The organism is Pedobacter sp. NEAU-ZC8 (assembly GCF_059278965.1).
On sequence record NZ_JCAJXC010000001.1, the window covers coordinates 260,689 to 275,477 of the forward strand.

Below are 14,789 nucleotides of genomic sequence, written 5' to 3' on the forward strand. Positions count from 1 at the left end.
AATATATATGATAGAAACCATACAAAAACAAACAGGAGCGGCTTTCAAGCTCAATGCAGGCGATCGACTTAAAGTTATTGATCCCCAAGGTGAACAGGTTAGTGACATGGTCCTTTTTAATGCAAGGGATAAGCGGGAGAAAATATCTTCAGGAAAGACCCTAGACTTCGAAAATACCATTCTGATCACTAAGGGGCACCACCTTTGGAGCAATCGCAGTCAGAAAATGATGGAGATACTGGATGACACGAACGGCAGGAATGATTTCTTACTGGCACCTTGCAGTCCGGAAACCTTTCAGATCCTGTATGACAATCCTGAATATCATCCGAGTTGTTTCGAGAACTTGTATACTAATCTTGCAGCCTACGGCATTGAACCGGACGACATACCCACCGCTTTTAACATTTTCATGAATGTGCAGTTTAGTGCTGACGGTACCTTGTCCGTTGATCCGCCGCAAAGCAAAGCGGGTGATTATCTCTTGTTTGAGGCGAAGATGGACCTGATCGTGGGCCTTACGGCTTGTTCAGCGGAACAATCTAATAACTGGTCGTTTAAACCCATCCAATACGAAATTATAAGATGCGCCTAAGTTACATTTTACCAATTAAGTGGGATGCAGGGCAGGATACCCACGAACTTACAGAATACCTGGAAAGCATAGCAGATCAGGTGGAACTGATTGTGGTGGACGGTTCGAATCCTGCGAATTTCCTGCTGCACAAAGAAGCCTGGGGAAGCTACGGAAAACATATTCCACCTGCTCCGGATTTCCAGTTCGTTAATGGAAAGGTAAATGGCGTAATGACGGGGCTGCGTGTAGCACAACATGAAAAGGTAATTATTGCCGATGATGACGTACGGTATACGCCAGAGCAGCTTCGCCTGGTGGCTGCATTGCTAGAAGATGTACAGCTGGTTGTGCCGCAGAACTACTTCTCGCCGCGCCCCTGGCATGCACAGTGGGATACTGCACGTACGCTGTTGAACCGGGCCTTACACCACGATTATCCTGGTACACTTGCAGTGCAAAGGGACTTCATCAATCAGCTTGGCGGTTATGACGGGAACGTACTTTTTGAAAATCTGGAGTTGATGCGGACCGTTAAAGCTGGCTACGGCAAAGTACTATACAAACCGGACCTCTATATTGAGCGCCTGCCGCCATCAGACAAGCACTTCTGGTCGCAGCGCGTTAGGCAGGCATATGACGATTACGCGCAGCCTTTGAAGTTAACATTCTTTTTTACACTGATCCCGGCTTTAATAACATCTGCTTTCGTATCACCGCTGATGCCTGTAGGTTTGCTCGCCTTGTCTGTTCCCGTAGCGGAGGCAGGCCGGCGCATGCACGGTGGGGCGAAATATTTTCCCGCCGCTTGCGCTTTATATGCTCCATGCTGGTTACTGGAGCGGGGATTATGCACATGGTTGGCGATGTTTGCTAAGCTTCGATATGGCGGTGTAAGGTACAACAACAGGATCATCAGTATTGCTGCTAATCCGATCTGGAAGTTACGATCTAAACTTAACGCAAGCCGTATCGTAAATACAGCAAGTGTATAGATAAGATCACCAACAATTAATGTTCTGCTTAAATTAACTTCATTTTGCACTGGTAATTTTAAGCATGAAAATTATTTGTCGTAAACACGAGGGACTTATTGATGTCCCGGGACCAAATGAGTTGAAAAGCCTCAACTTCAGGTTCAATGCCTACATTTTTAATTGCCCGGTATGCGATCATCAGCTCGTGATCAACAGGATGCAAAAGGATATTATCATAGAGAAAAGCAGGCCGAAAGCAAAGATTGCCCTAGCTTCTGTCTGGTAAATGCATCATAAATGTTACTTTTGCGGAAATACCAGTACAAACCGATAACATACAAGAGGCATGACAATTGAAGAGCGCATAAACGGATCGGAGACCAGAATTTTTAAAGCTGTATTTCCCAACACCACCAACCATTATGATACCCTATTTGGCGGAACAGCCATGCACATGATGGATGAGGTTGCTTTTATCACGGCTACGAGATTCAGCAGGCAAATTATGGTTACCGTTAGCAGCGATAAGATTGATTTCAAAAGGCCGATTCCTGCAGGTACGATTGTCGAGCTTATTGGCAGGGTGGTACACATCGGAAATACAAGTCTAAAGGTAGCTGTAGAAATATATATTGAGCAGATGTATTCAGAGGGACGGGAACTTGCGATTCAGGGCAACTTTACTTTTGTCGCTATAGATGAATTTAAGCAGCCTGTTAGTGTGATCAAATAAGGATAACTCCCAGTGCTGCTATTCCGGTTCCCACCAAGGTTTAAATTGCTGTGCTGGATCTTTCAATAGTACCTTTTCACCGATCATGGGTGTGACAAGTGTTAGGTTCAAGGCTTTATTGAGGGTGGTGATTCGTCTAAGTGGTTCATTCCAGGCGTGATTCGCCATTGCAAATTTCGCGCTGTGCACAGGGAGAATCCTTTTGGCCTTCAGGTCTTTTCCAGCTTTCAGCACCTCATCCGGCAGCATATGAATGTACTTCCATTTTAGATCATACTGCCCGTTTTCGAGGATGGCAAGGTCGACTTCTCCGAACTGCTTACCAATCTGAGCGAAGTGTGTATCGTAACCGCTATCACCGCCGATATAAATTTTCATTGATGGCGTTTTTAACAATACAGACATCCATAAAGTATTATTCCTGACGAGGCCTCGTCCAGAAAAATGCCGCGCAGGTTTGATGTAAGCTTTAAATCCATCTCTAAGATCCACTTCTTCATCCCAGTCCTTTTCAAGGATGCAGTCAGGTTTGAAGCCCCACTTTTCCAGATATCGACCAACACCTAAACCGCAGATTACCATTCCGGTTTTTGAGGGAAGCTGTACCAGGGTCGGATAGTCGGCATGGTCATAATGATCATGAGTAATGATGAGGTAGTCGATGTAGGGAAGATCCTGAACCTTGTAATTGTCAGAGCCGTTGAAGGAAGTATTGCTTCCTCTTAGTGGCGAAGCATTTCCACTGAATACCGGATCAACCAGAAACTTTTTACCGTCAATTTGCATGAAATAAGAGGAGTGCCCGAACCAGACCAAAATGTCTTCTGCAGGATTAAGTTCAAGTAAGTCGGTCTTTACAGAAGGCAGGGGCCTTAAAGGTCTTCTGTCATTCACCGTTTTGAAGAAAAATTCATAGAGTACTTTGAAATAGCCGTACCCTTCGGTTAATGCGGGTGTGAGGTTCAGGTTCTGGAATTTGCCGTTCCTGAAGTTTTTAGAGCTATGTATCCTTTCTTTGCGCAGCTTTTTGGAGATCTCGCTGGTCGTTTCTTTCATATAATCGTGCAGAAAATTATGGCCCTAAGTTATTAATAGTTTCCGCTTTAGGCTTGATCTGCAAGATCAAAAACTTCTGTCAGGGTATAGTTGTTCAGGCCCGGTTTTGCTTGTAGTCCCGCATTACGCAAAGCAGCAGCAACGGTTTGTCCACTTATAGGTCGGTATTGCTTAAACAGTCCGATGGCATTGATGGCCTTCAAGGCTTTGTAGGCCATGTTTTCTCCAAAACGTTCTTCCTTGCGCGTGCCATGCAGCAGTCCTGGGCGAATGATGTTTACGCTTTTAAAAGGCAGCGTTTTGACATCACGCTCCAGTTCACCTTTCATTCTGGAATAGAAGATACTAGCCTTGGGGTTAGCGCCTGCAGCAGAAACAAGCACAAGTGTCGGGATCTGGTTTTTTGCAGCGGCCTGTGCAAAGCTGTACTGATAAGTATAGTCGATTTTATACTGGTTGTCCTGGCTTCCGGCCTGTTTGATGGTGCTTCCTAATGCCGAAAAGAGGATGTCGCCCTGCACCAGATGCATCCAGGATTCGGGTTTGTCGAAATCAATGATATGCTCTTCAAGTTTGTTGTCTTGTATTTGCAGCGATCTACGTACAAAGACAATGATCCTGGAAAAGCGATCATCATGAAGTAATAGTTGGACCAGATTGTTACCGACCATACCTGTTGCTCCTATGATGACCGCTGTTTTCATAATCTTGCTTTTGCAGCTAATTACAAACCAGCAAGCGTTTTTGTTTCGTTCGCGGTATGTTTGGCGGGAGGGACTTTCAATTAACCAGCTCTTCTCTGATAAGTATAGCTGTTATCCATGCGTTCGATACAACGTTGTAGCGCGTCATCGAGCGATGGCATGCGTACACCTTTTTCACTAATCAAAGCGCTATACCGCGGTCGTACTGCCGTCAGACCCATCTCCTTCAAAGGAATGGATTCAATAAAGCTACCATCGAGCTCGGCGACCGCTGCTACTTTCTCCGCCAGGCCAGCCCAGGTAATTACGCCCACATTGGTCAGGTGGAAAATGCCACGCTCATGATCCAGTAACATGTTCAACGACTCCTGAATTAGATCCGGCAGGTAGGTGGCTGAGATGAAGACATCAAGTTTTATTCGTCCCATGGCCCAAAAAAGCTACTCGTACGGATGATTAAAGCGTGTGGGTTTAGTTCCTGAATTTTCTTTTCTGCTTTAACCTTGCTTTTTCCATAGCTGCTTAGTGGTGCCGGGCGATCGCTTTCCACATAGGGTGTCGACTTTTTTCCATCAAATACCTGATCCGAAGAGAAGGTTAGGAACCTGATATGCCGCTGAGCACAAAGATTAGCGAGGATTACCGGGCCTTTGAAGTTGGACTTCAGGCAGTCTTTTACTTCCGATTCGGCCGTGTCGATGTTCGCGTATCCGGCAGCATTGATGATTGCCCATGGGTTGAGCTGATCGATCATCTGTTCTACTTTTGATGGATCTGCGATATCCAGCTCTGACCTGCTTAATACCACATGGTGAATGTTTCTTTCTTCGGCAATCTCACGAACGGCATTGCCCAGGGTGCCGTTTTTGCCGATGATGACCAGTGGCCTACAGCATTGTGCTTCTTTGGTCGGTTTAGGAAGGCTCATGATTCTTTTGCCGACGGGTATTTTATGATGGTCGCGTTTCCACCAACCTTCACCGGTAAGTACCGGATGCTCGAAGCTTCCTTGTTTGCTAAGTTCCTGAATAAGTCGCGCCATTGCAGTAGGGCGGGGTTCACCAGCGCTGAGGCTAAAAACGCCGGGTTCATATTCACCCCAGGGCTCGGTACAAAGCCGGTTCCAACCATGCAAGCCAAACAGTGCCCATGCCGTAAGTGCCCTGATGTCGACACCATCATCCCTGAGCTGGTTCAGTGTCAGCCACATATCATAGAACCAGCGCATCTGATCCTCCCGGGGGCTGTAAAGATGACATTCGGTAATCGCCAGCGGCAGCAAAATAGCTGTCGTGTACACGGTTGATGGTGCATTCGATGCCACCCCATAGTTCGAGTTTGTCTTTCTTGTTCAGTTCCATAGTCTCTATTCTAATTGCAAGCGCGTGTTTTTTGTAAAATGGTTACAGCACTGGTCAAAAAACAAGCATAGCGGCATTTTTCAGTAGAAAAGAACACTTCAGATATCGGTGGACAATGATTACTGGTTTTTCGGGTATACACAGGAACATAAACGTAGTTTTACCCATGTTGTTGAATTTGCTGAAACAAACAAGTGCCGGACCAGCTTATTAAGACATGGAACCATTTAGAACACAATTTATGATGAGCGGTGTGCGTACTTACGTGACCGTAGAACCGTTGGAGGCTGGCCGTTTTGGGTGTACACTGAACCTGGTTGAGTTTTTTGACGCTGATGAAGTACCTGTGGATAGTCACGACTTTGATTTTGTGCTGAGTAGAAATGGCGAACAAAATTGGCGTACGGAGGGTACAGCTAAAGTGAACATGACTCAGGAAGATCTGGACCGGTTGGGTGCAGCGATCTTGCAGAATTCTTCTGCAAGTACTATGCAATAGATTTTATATCAGTACAGTTGCCCAGGGATTGGCAGGTTTCCAAAATTATTTGATATTTTGCGCGGGTTAGGTGAACCAAATTGGGTTAATTTATAATGATGGAACTAAATGCCAAGAAAATTCATTTGTTGGAGCATGCAGAAAAGCTATTCTCTGAGAATGGATATGCAGAAACTTCGATACGAGATATAGCAAAACTAGCATCCGTAAATTCCGCAATGATATCTTACTACTTCGGATCAAAAGAGAAGCTGGTGAAGGCTATTCTCGACTACCGGACGACAAATCTGGATGAACTGCTTCCCCAGCTGCAGGCTAAAAGTTCCAGTAACCTGGAACACATCTTAGCGCTCACCGACTTCTATATAGACAAGGTCTTTGAACAAAAGAATTTCTATAAATTGTTATATCAGCTTCAGGCGAGTGACGCTCAGGCTTCTTTGATCCAACACTTCAATAATTTGCGGCACCGGAACCACGATCTGCTGAAATCCGTATTTGAAGCTGGCGCCGCCGCCGGCGAATTCAACCCCGATATTGATGTCTCTTTAATCACCAGCACCTTCACTGGTACAATCAACCACATTGTATTTAACCAAGCATATTACCGTGAGGTAAATGACTTGAAGAAGTTGCCAGATGAGAAGTTTGAAGCGCTACTAAAGGAACGCGCTAAAAAGCATATGCGGAAGTTAATCACCGCGATGATCAAGTAACGCCGGAGACTCCAGAAAATTGTTGACCATCACGTTCAGTTCTACAGCGTGTTCCATTAAGCTAAGGTGGCCACTATCTACCTGTTGATGTGTACCAAGTTTGATTGCCTTGGCGAGGTAGCTGCCCGCGGCTGGAACCAGGATCGGATCATGATCTGCGCTGATAATCAGTGCAGGCACGTTAATTTTCTCGAGTTCAGCGGTAGCATCAAAATCCAGAATACCAAGAAATGCATCAGCTATGCCTTCCGGCGGATTTATGGCGGCAATCCGGGTCATAAAGCGGAGTTGTGAGGCTGTCTGCTCCCCTGAAAATAAGAGGTAACGGTAAGACAGCAGGCTCAATCCGTTTAAGTAGTTAAGCATGCTGATTAAACGGAAGAGCACCGGGTGTCGCTTCGCGAAAGCCAGGTAGGGTCGCAAGAACGGATGTTCTATCGAAAGTAGTGTTTTCGGGAATTTAGTGGTTTTGAAAGGATGGCTGTAGCCAGAATGTTGTAAGATAATGCCTTTTACATTGGCCCTGCCTGGACCACCGGCATATTTCATCGTTACCATTCCACCCATGCTGTGGCCGTAAACTACCGGATTTTTGATGCCAAGCATCTCCATCATCTCTGCGAGATCATTGGCAAGTACTTCTGTCGCTAATGATTTTCCCAAGGGTGATTTTCCATGCCCAGGGGTGTCGATAAACACCAGTTTGTATTTGGTTCTGAAGTAAGCTCGTTGATAGTACCACTGCAGTCCACTGGCATTCAGGCCATGCAGAAAGACGATGGCCTGGGCATCCTGAGGACCATCCAGTTCGACGTAGTAGATATTACCACTGCTGCAGCTTAGGTGTCCGCGGCTTCGCGAGGGCAGTATCCCAGGTTTTCTAACTTTGCGGTGCGAAGATAATAACCAGGAGATTGGGTATCTTCCAAATGCCATAAACAAGCCTAGTGCCAGTAACTTCCATTGATTCTTTGCCGTCATACCAGATAAATAATTCCAAAATTTGATAATGCAATAAAGTCGTGCCAAACTCTTTCCTACCTTAGTGAAGGTTTTCATTTGCTGGTTTTACATTGAATAAAGAACAATATACCCTACAACAAATCGCAGAGATTCTGCAGGTGCAAGCTGCGACCCTTCGCAGTGAAGATCAAATTGATCATCTGGTGATTGATAGCCGCCGGTTGGTAGACCCGGACACTTCGCTTTTTTTCGCATTACGTGGCCAGCGGGATGGGCACCAGTTTATAGCCGACGCCTATGTAAACGGAATTCGGAATTTTGTCATCAGTGATCCATCCTTGATGCATCGATATGATGACGCGAGCTTTTTACTCGTGCCGGATGTCCTTCAGGCACTGCAGCAACTCGCGGCGCACAAACGCGCCCGGTACGAGCTTAAGATCATTGGTGTCACTGGTAGCAACGGTAAAACGATCGTGAAAGATTGGCTCTACCAACTGCTGGCAAATGACTTCAATGTTGTAAAAAGTCCCAAAAGCTTTAATTCTCAGATCGGCGTAGCGTTATCCTTATGGGAGATTGACCAAACGTATAATCTTGGGATATTCGAAGCTGGAATTTCCAAGCCTGGTGAGATGGCGCGGTTGCAACAGATGATCCAGCCGTCCATTGGTGTACTAACCAACATCGGGGAGGCACATGCGGAGGGATTTTCATCGGTGGAGGAGAAGTTAAGTGAAAAGCTAAAACTGTTTAAAGATGCTTCGTTGGTGATCTATAGCCCGGCCTACACCTTGGGTATGCCTGAGGGAAGCTTGGCAGGAAAGCAGAAATTTAGCTGGAGTTTTAGCGAAGCTGCCGACTTGCAGGTGCTGAATAAACAGTTTAGTGCCGGAAGAACACATTTGACCGTACTGGTACAAGGGCGCAAGCTGGAATGCAGTTTGCCTTTCAGTGACCAGGCCTCGATTGAGAATGCAGTGATCTGCTGGTCTACTTTGGTTGCGATGGGCTATGATGCTGAATCATTGGTTGATAAGCTGGAGTCGCTCACCGTACTTAGCATGCGACTGGAACTGAAAAACGGTATCAACCAATGTTCCATCATTGACGATTCGTATAGTGCTGATATTTCCTCGCTGGCCATTGCATTAGACTTTTTGAACCTGCAGAACCAGCATCCGCGGAAAACCCTGATATTATCAGACCTGTTGGAAACCGGAAAAAGTAAAGCAGCGCTCTACCAGGAAATTGGCGAACTGCTGCGGCAAAAGCAGCTGAGCCGCTTGATCGGCATTGGCGAATCCATTTCCACTTTCAGGGATCTTCTCCCTCCGGATGCTAAATACTACCCGAATACGGATGCTTTTATAGACGATTTTCAGAATTTGCAGTTTCATAATGAAAGCATTCTGGTGAAAGGTGCGCGGGTGTTTGAGTTTGAGCGCATTAGTAAACTGCTTACACAAAAAATCCATGATACCGTATTGGAGATAGACCTGAGTGCGCTGGCCAGCAATCTGAAATTTTATCGTTCCAAGCTGAAACCTGGCGTGAAGGTTATGGCGATGGTTAAGGCTTTTTCCTACGGGAGTGGTAGTTTTGAGATCGCCAACGTGCTGCAGTACCACAAAGTGGATTATCTCGCCGTGGCTTATACCGATGAGGGAATCGCCCTGCGTAAAGCCGGCATCTCCTTGCCAATCATGGTCATGAGCCCGGAGCCTTCCGCCTTTGAGGCAATAAAACGTTATCGCCTGGAGCCGGAGATTTACAGCTTGCAGATCCTGAAAGCATTCCATAGCTTTCTTGATGATGCAGACGCTTCAGGCGAAGCTTTCCCGATACACCTGAAAATAGATACCGGAATGCATCGTCTTGGCTTTGAAGCCGAGGATATCGACGCATTGCTGCAGGAACTAAAAACGGCAAAGCGCATTAAGGTAAATAGCATATTCTCCCATCTGGTGGCAAGCGACGATGCCATACATGATGATTTTACCAAAGGACAATTGGAAAGCTTTAAGGTAATTGCTTCTCGCATTTCAGATACGCTGGGGTATGCGCCACTAAAACACATATCCAACACTTCAGGAATCTCCAGAATGCCGGAAGCTCACCTGGATATGGTACGTGTCGGCATTGGACTGTATGGCTTTGACGCTGCCTTAAAGCATAATCATGGCTTGCAGACTGTTGCCCGGCTTAAAACGACCGTTACGCAGCTACGCAAGGTTAAAGCGAATGAATCCGTCGGTTATAGCAGGCGCGGTGTGATGACGGAGGATGGCTGTATTGCCACCGTCAAGATTGGCTATGCCGATGGTTATAGCCGTATGTTTGGCAATGGGGTTGGACGTATGCTCGTACAGGGCAAGGCGGTGCCAACCATAGGATCTATTTGTATGGATATGTGCATGTTGGACGTCACCGGGCTGGATGTAAAAACCGGGGATGAGGTGGTTGTTTTTGATGATCAGCTAACGATTGAAATGCTCGCGAAGCAGATCCAAACCATCCCATATGAGATCCTGACAAATATTTCTCAAAGAGTAAAGCGAGTGTATTTTTATGAGTAGTTTTGCGGCATGAACAGAGTAGGCAGGGTCCTAATTAATTACTTTATCAAAGGCTTGTTGGTCGTGCTGCCAATAGCACTCAGCGTGTTTATTGTTATTTGGGCAGTGACCACGGTAGACAGCTGGCTAAACCTGAATAACATTCTTGGTGTAGACCCAAGAACGGGCGAAAACCGGAATATTCCTGGTCTTGGCCTGGGTATGGTGATCACCATCATCCTTGCTGCGGGTATTTTCGTGACCAACCTCGTTACGGAGCCAATGTATAACTGGTTTAGTAGAATGCTCAACAAGCTGCCCATCCTCAAGTTCATTTATTCTTCCATAAAGGATCTTACGGAGGCCTTTGTTGGTGATGAGAAAAAATTCAATCATCCGGTGCTGGTAGAAGTTGAAGCTGGTTTGAAGCGGATTGGCTTTCTAACGCAGAGTGACTTATCGGCGATTGGTCTACATGGCGAATCGATTGTCTATTTCCCTTTTTCCTACTCTTTTGCAGGGCAGGTATATATTGTTAAAAATGAAAACATCAAGGTGCTGGAGATCAGTGCGGCGGATGCCATGAAATTAGTGGTATCCGGCGGGGTAAGTCATCTGGAGTAATCTTACAGCAGACACCACTTTAAAAGTAAAAAGCCTTTCGCATCAAATGCGAAAGGCTTTTTACTTTTATGATTAGGGACTTGCTTGATGTCCTTAAACGAACTCCTGGCTTTGCAAAGCCTTTGCCTAAGGAAGTTTTAGAAGTTTGGTTTCAATACGTATTTATCATAGAACCTGAAGATGTGTTCTGCAGCTTCTTCAGCCGTATCAACTAAACGGAACAGGTTTAGATCTTCAGCGTGGATGTTGTGTTCTTTTTTAAGCATGGTATTGGTGATCCAGTCTACCAATCCGCCCCAGTAATCCTTACCGACTAAAACGATCGGGAAACGTGCAACCTTTCCGGTTTGAATCAAGGTGATTGCCTCAAACAACTCGTCCATGGTGCCCATTCCGCCAGGCAAAACAATGAATCCCTGGGAATACTTCATGAACATCACCTTGCGGATAAAGAAGTAGTCGAATTCCAATAACTTATTGGGGTCGATGTATTTATTGTGGAACTGTTCAAATGGAAGTTCAATATTCAAACCTACAGATTTACCACCATTCATGTGTGCACCTTTATTGCCGGCTTCCATAATACCCGGACCACCACCTGTAATTACCCCATAGCCGCGTTCGGTAAGCAAACGGCCGCAGTCTACGGCAATCTGGTAATAAGGATTTGTTTCTGCAGTTCTTGCAGATCCAAAGATCGATACACAAGGACCGATCTTAGCAAGCTTTTCAAAACCATCTACAAACTCGGCCATGATCTTAAAGATCTGCCAGGAGTCCGTAACTTTAATCTCCTGCCAGTTTTTGTTCTCAAAAGCACTTCTTATTTTCTCTTCACTGTTCATGCTATAAATATTTTTAAATTAAAATCTTGTTTGTTGATCTGTCTTTTTACTGATCAGTAATAATCCGATAAAGGTGATCAAGCCATTTACCAGGATCAGCTCTACGCTGAAGGTATAACCGCCAAATAACTGTGCTGAATATAGACTCAGCAAGTAACAGATTGCAGGGGAGATCAGGCAAACGAAAGGAACCAGCTTATCATGCAGTCCACGGTTTCTCACAAACAAACCAAAGCTGTATAAACCTAAAAGCGGTCCATAAGTATAGGAAGCAACTTTGAAGATACCCTTCACCACAGATTCATCATTAAAGGCGTTAAAAACCAAGATCACAAGAAACATCAACAAAGAGAATCCAACATGAACCATGTGCCTTTTGTTTACTGATTTTTGAGAATTTGTTTGATCGCCTTTGTCCAGGTTTAAAAAGTCTACGCAGAATGATGTTGTTAATGCGGTTAGAGCGGAGTCGGTCGTTGCAAAGGTTGCAGCAGTTAAGCCCAGCATAAATACAATTGCCGGTACAACGGCAAGGTGGTTCAAAGCAATTTCCGGGAATAAGAAGTCGGTTCTCGGAGATCCGGTTGCATGATCCAATGGAATCTCAATTCCATTTTTCGCGGCAAAAACATATAACAATGCACCAACGCTCAGGAAGAAGATGTTCAACACGACGAAAATACCGGTAAAAGTGAACATGTTCTTTTGCGCTTCTTTAATGGTACCCATACTCAGGTTCTTTTGCATCAGATCCTGGTCCAGCCCAGTCATCGCGATGGTTACGAAAATACCGCCGATGAACTGTTTACTGAAGTGAAAGCCATTTGTCATGAAGTCTTCATAGAAGAATATCTTCGCATACCCGCTGTTTTTGACCGTTTCAAATGCTGCCGGAAGGTCTAGATTCAGGCTGTCACAGATGAAATACAAGGTCATAAAGACCGAAAGTACCAGGAAGAAGGTTTGAAGGGTATCGGTGATGATAATGGTTTTCAAGCCACCTTTGAAGGTATATGACCAGATCAACAGGAGGGAGATCAGTACGGTAGCCCAGAAGGGCACGCCATAGCTGTCGAATATAAAACGTTGTAAAACGATAACCACCAGGTATAATCGGAAAGCTGATCCAATGGTTCTGCTGATCAGGAAGATCGATGCCGCGGTTTTATAGCTGAAATAACCCAAGCGCTGTTCGATATAGCTGTAGATGGAGGTAAGCTTCATCCGGTAGTATAGCGGCAGTAGCAGTGTTGCGATGATGATGAAGCCAACGGCGTTTCCGAGTACGAACTGAAAGTACTGGAACTGATTACCCGAGGGGGCACCAACTTCGCCTGGAACGGATATAAAGGTCACTCCGGAAAGTGCCGTTCCGATCATGCCGAAAGCAACCAGATACCACTTGGAATTTCTATTTGCAATAAAAAAGGTTGAGTTATCAGAGGATTTTTTAGAGGTTGCGAAGGCAATGATAATCAGAACTATAAAATAACCGAGTAGAAAAGAAAGAAGTATCGCTGGACTCATCGTATGTTTTTAGCTGCTAAATGTAATAAAACATCTTTTAAAAAGCGTTTTACGATAGATAAATATAAATTTGCAACATGAACTTTTCTTCTAAATTACTTGAAGATGCCGTTAACGAATTTTCGAAATTACCTGGTATCGGACAGAAGACTGCGCTTCGTCTTGTACTACATCTTTTAAACCGAGAGCCTGAAGAAGTGGAATCTTTTGGAAACTCGATTGTCAAACTTAGACAGGAAATTAAGCATTGTTCAATATGCCATAACATCTCTGATAATCAGATCTGTGAAATCTGCAGCTCAACCAAACGTGAAAAGGAAATCATCTGTGTGGTTGAGGATACCCGTGATGTCATGGCCGTGGAAAATACAGGTCAATACTTCGGGGTGTACCATGTGTTAGGGGGACTCATTTCTCCAATGGATGGCATTGGGCCTTCAGACCTTTTTATAGATACTCTGGTGCAACGGGTTTCTACAGGCCCGGTAAAGGAGGTGATCCTCGCCATCAGTCCTACTATGGAAGGTGATACCACCATCTTTTACCTCTACAAACGATTAAAGGCCTTTAATATTCCAATTACAACCATTGCCAGAGGTATTGCTTTTGGTGGCGAACTGGAGTACGCTGATGAGATCACCCTTGGCCGTTCTATTATCACCCGCGTTCCTTACGAAAATTCAATACTCAAATAATATTCATGGATTTTAAAGATAAAGTTGTCATCATTACCGGCGCTTCTTCCGGGATTGGAAGAGCTTGTGCAATAGAAATGGCCAGTCGTGGTGCGAACCTGGTACTTGCCGCGAGGCAATACGTGACGCTTTGCCAGCTTACCGCAACCTTGGAGAAGCAGTACCAGATCAAAGCTGTTGCTGTGCAGGCGGATGTAAGCCTTGAAGAGGACTGTCAGTTCCTGATCAAACAGGCGATGTTAACGTTTTCCCGCATTGACGTGCTGATCAATAATGCCGGTTTGTCCATGCGTGCGCTATTTGCTGATCTTGACCTGAGTGTTTTAAAGAACCTGATGGATGTGAACTTCTGGGGTACGGTTTACTGCAGCAAGTTTGCTTTACCGGAGATACTGAAGACCAAAGGTACGATCGTTGGCGTTTCTTCCATTGCCGGTTACCGCGGGCTACCGGGCAGGACAGGCTATTCAGCTTCAAAGTTTGCCATGAATGGCTTTATGGAAGCATTGCGGACTGAATTGTTAAAGACAGGCGTTAATGTATTGGTTGCCTGTCCGGGTTTCACGTCTTCGAACATTCGTGTTGCTGCACTTTCTGAAAACGGAAAGGCACATGGGGAGACGAGCATGGAAGAGGCTAAGATGATGAGCCCTGAAGCGGTTGCAAAAATCATTGTAGATGGTATTGCAGCAAGAAAAAGAACACTGGTAATGACCGGTCAGGGGAAACTTACGGTGTGGTTAAACAAGTTGCTACCGGGTCTTGCAGACAATCTGGTATTTAAACATTTCACTAAAGAAAAGAACGCGTTGATCAAGTAGATAGCGACGCGGTTGTCCCTGCAATATCATAGTAGTGGATATTTTTTGAAATTAATTGGATTTCTATAAAAACAATTCCATATTTGCGAGAGATGATACAAACAAGCGGACTTAAATTTTGGTGGTGGCACAACGC

General features: G+C 45.2%; 17 protein-coding genes. 10 read left to right on the forward strand and 7 right to left on the reverse strand.

Annotated elements, in window-relative coordinates:
• Nucleotides 1-7 precede the first annotated feature (7 nt).
• The 4 genes from AC5WJX_RS01235 (at nucleotide 8) to AC5WJX_RS01250 (ending at nucleotide 2,284) form a co-directional block, all read left to right on the forward strand.
• Nucleotides 8-595, forward strand: coding sequence for a DUF1989 domain-containing protein (locus AC5WJX_RS01235; protein WP_440429908.1), 588 nt, complete (start codon nucleotides 8-10; stop codon nucleotides 593-595).
• Nucleotides 586-1,569 (forward strand): glycosyltransferase family 2 protein, encoded by a 984-nt coding sequence (locus AC5WJX_RS01240; RefSeq protein ID WP_494483013.1) that lies wholly within the window; start codon nucleotides 586-588, stop codon nucleotides 1,567-1,569. Before AC5WJX_RS01235 ends, AC5WJX_RS01240 begins: the two co-directional genes overlap by 10 nt.
• Before the next feature lie 64 nt (nucleotides 1,570-1,633).
• Nucleotides 1,634-1,837: a hypothetical protein gene (locus AC5WJX_RS01245; protein ID WP_494483014.1), complete on the forward strand. Its 204-nt coding sequence runs from the start codon at nucleotides 1,634-1,636 to the stop codon at nucleotides 1,835-1,837.
• A gap of 60 nt (nucleotides 1,838-1,897) precedes the next feature.
• Nucleotides 1,898-2,284: an acyl-CoA thioesterase gene (locus tag AC5WJX_RS01250; RefSeq protein WP_440429903.1), complete on the forward strand. Its 387-nt coding sequence runs from the start codon at nucleotides 1,898-1,900 to the stop codon at nucleotides 2,282-2,284.
• Nucleotides 2,285-2,302: 18 nt separating this feature from the next.
• On the opposite strand, the gene AC5WJX_RS01255 is transcribed toward AC5WJX_RS01250, so the two are convergent.
• From AC5WJX_RS01255 to AC5WJX_RS01270, 4 genes are all read right to left on the reverse strand, one after another.
• Nucleotides 2,303-3,340 carry an MBL fold metallo-hydrolase gene (locus AC5WJX_RS01255; protein ID WP_494483015.1) on the reverse strand — a complete coding sequence of 346 codons (1,038 nt, stop codon included), beginning with the start codon at nucleotides 3,338-3,340 and terminating at the stop codon, nucleotides 2,303-2,305.
• 47 nt (nucleotides 3,341-3,387) lie between these two features.
• Nucleotides 3,388-4,044 (reverse strand): NAD(P)H-binding protein, encoded by a 657-nt coding sequence (locus AC5WJX_RS01260; RefSeq protein WP_494483016.1) that lies wholly within the window; start codon nucleotides 4,042-4,044, stop codon nucleotides 3,388-3,390.
• 80 nt (nucleotides 4,045-4,124) lie between these two features.
• Complete coding sequence (locus AC5WJX_RS01265; RefSeq protein ID WP_494483017.1) at nucleotides 4,125-4,472, reverse strand: sugar nucleotide-binding protein; 348 nt, start codon at nucleotides 4,470-4,472, stop codon at nucleotides 4,125-4,127.
• Nucleotides 4,460-5,368: an SDR family oxidoreductase gene (locus AC5WJX_RS01270; protein ID WP_494483018.1), complete on the reverse strand. Its 909-nt coding sequence runs from the start codon at nucleotides 5,366-5,368 to the stop codon at nucleotides 4,460-4,462. The genes AC5WJX_RS01265 and AC5WJX_RS01270 overlap by 13 nt, the downstream gene beginning before the upstream one ends.
• A 254-nt stretch (nucleotides 5,369-5,622) precedes the next feature.
• Between AC5WJX_RS01270 and AC5WJX_RS01275 the strand changes: the two genes are divergently transcribed.
• Both AC5WJX_RS01275 and AC5WJX_RS01280 read left to right on the forward strand, forming a co-directional pair.
• Nucleotides 5,623-5,904, forward strand: coding sequence for a hypothetical protein (locus tag AC5WJX_RS01275; protein ID WP_494483019.1), 282 nt, complete (start codon nucleotides 5,623-5,625; stop codon nucleotides 5,902-5,904).
• Nucleotides 5,905-5,999: 95 nt separating this feature from the next.
• Nucleotides 6,000-6,620: a TetR/AcrR family transcriptional regulator gene (locus tag AC5WJX_RS01280; RefSeq protein WP_494483020.1), complete on the forward strand. Its 621-nt coding sequence runs from the start codon at nucleotides 6,000-6,002 to the stop codon at nucleotides 6,618-6,620.
• Here the strand turns inward: AC5WJX_RS01280 and AC5WJX_RS01285 are convergent.
• The gene (locus AC5WJX_RS01285; RefSeq protein ID WP_494483021.1) at nucleotides 6,597-7,601 is read right to left on the reverse strand and encodes an alpha/beta fold hydrolase; all 1,005 of its coding nucleotides are present in this window, start codon (nucleotides 7,599-7,601) and stop codon (nucleotides 6,597-6,599) included. The two genes, AC5WJX_RS01280 and AC5WJX_RS01285, sit on opposite strands and share 24 nt — an antisense overlap.
• A 92-nt stretch (nucleotides 7,602-7,693) precedes the next feature.
• Between AC5WJX_RS01285 and AC5WJX_RS01290 the strand changes: the two genes are divergently transcribed.
• On the forward strand, nucleotides 7,694-10,162 hold the full coding sequence (locus tag AC5WJX_RS01290; RefSeq protein WP_494483022.1) for a bifunctional UDP-N-acetylmuramoyl-tripeptide:D-alanyl-D-alanine ligase/alanine racemase: 2,469 nt from the start codon (nucleotides 7,694-7,696) through the stop codon (nucleotides 10,160-10,162).
• Between the two features lie 9 nt (nucleotides 10,163-10,171).
• Nucleotides 10,172-10,765, forward strand: coding sequence for a DUF502 domain-containing protein (locus AC5WJX_RS01295; protein WP_440429888.1), 594 nt, complete (start codon nucleotides 10,172-10,174; stop codon nucleotides 10,763-10,765).
• A 137-nt stretch (nucleotides 10,766-10,902) separates the two neighbouring features.
• On the opposite strand, the gene AC5WJX_RS01300 is transcribed toward AC5WJX_RS01295, so the two are convergent.
• Nucleotides 10,903-11,610, reverse strand: a complete 708-nt coding sequence (locus tag AC5WJX_RS01300) for an LOG family protein (protein WP_494483023.1) — start codon at nucleotides 11,608-11,610, stop codon at nucleotides 10,903-10,905.
• Nucleotides 11,611-11,628: 18 nt separating this feature from the next.
• Nucleotides 11,629-13,137: a sodium:solute symporter gene (locus AC5WJX_RS01305; RefSeq protein WP_494483024.1), complete on the reverse strand. Its 1,509-nt coding sequence runs from the start codon at nucleotides 13,135-13,137 to the stop codon at nucleotides 11,629-11,631.
• 77 nt (nucleotides 13,138-13,214) lie between these two features.
• Here AC5WJX_RS01305 and recR point away from each other — a divergent pair, with 77 nt between their 5' ends.
• Together recR and AC5WJX_RS01315 are read left to right on the forward strand one after the other, a co-directional pair.
• The gene (recR, locus tag AC5WJX_RS01310) at nucleotides 13,215-13,832 is read left to right on the forward strand and encodes a recombination mediator RecR (protein ID WP_494483025.1); all 618 of its coding nucleotides are present in this window, start codon (nucleotides 13,215-13,217) and stop codon (nucleotides 13,830-13,832) included.
• A 5-nt stretch (nucleotides 13,833-13,837) separates the two neighbouring features.
• Complete coding sequence (locus AC5WJX_RS01315; protein WP_494483026.1) at nucleotides 13,838-14,653, forward strand: SDR family oxidoreductase; 816 nt, start codon at nucleotides 13,838-13,840, stop codon at nucleotides 14,651-14,653.
• Nucleotides 14,654-14,789 lie beyond the last annotated feature (136 nt).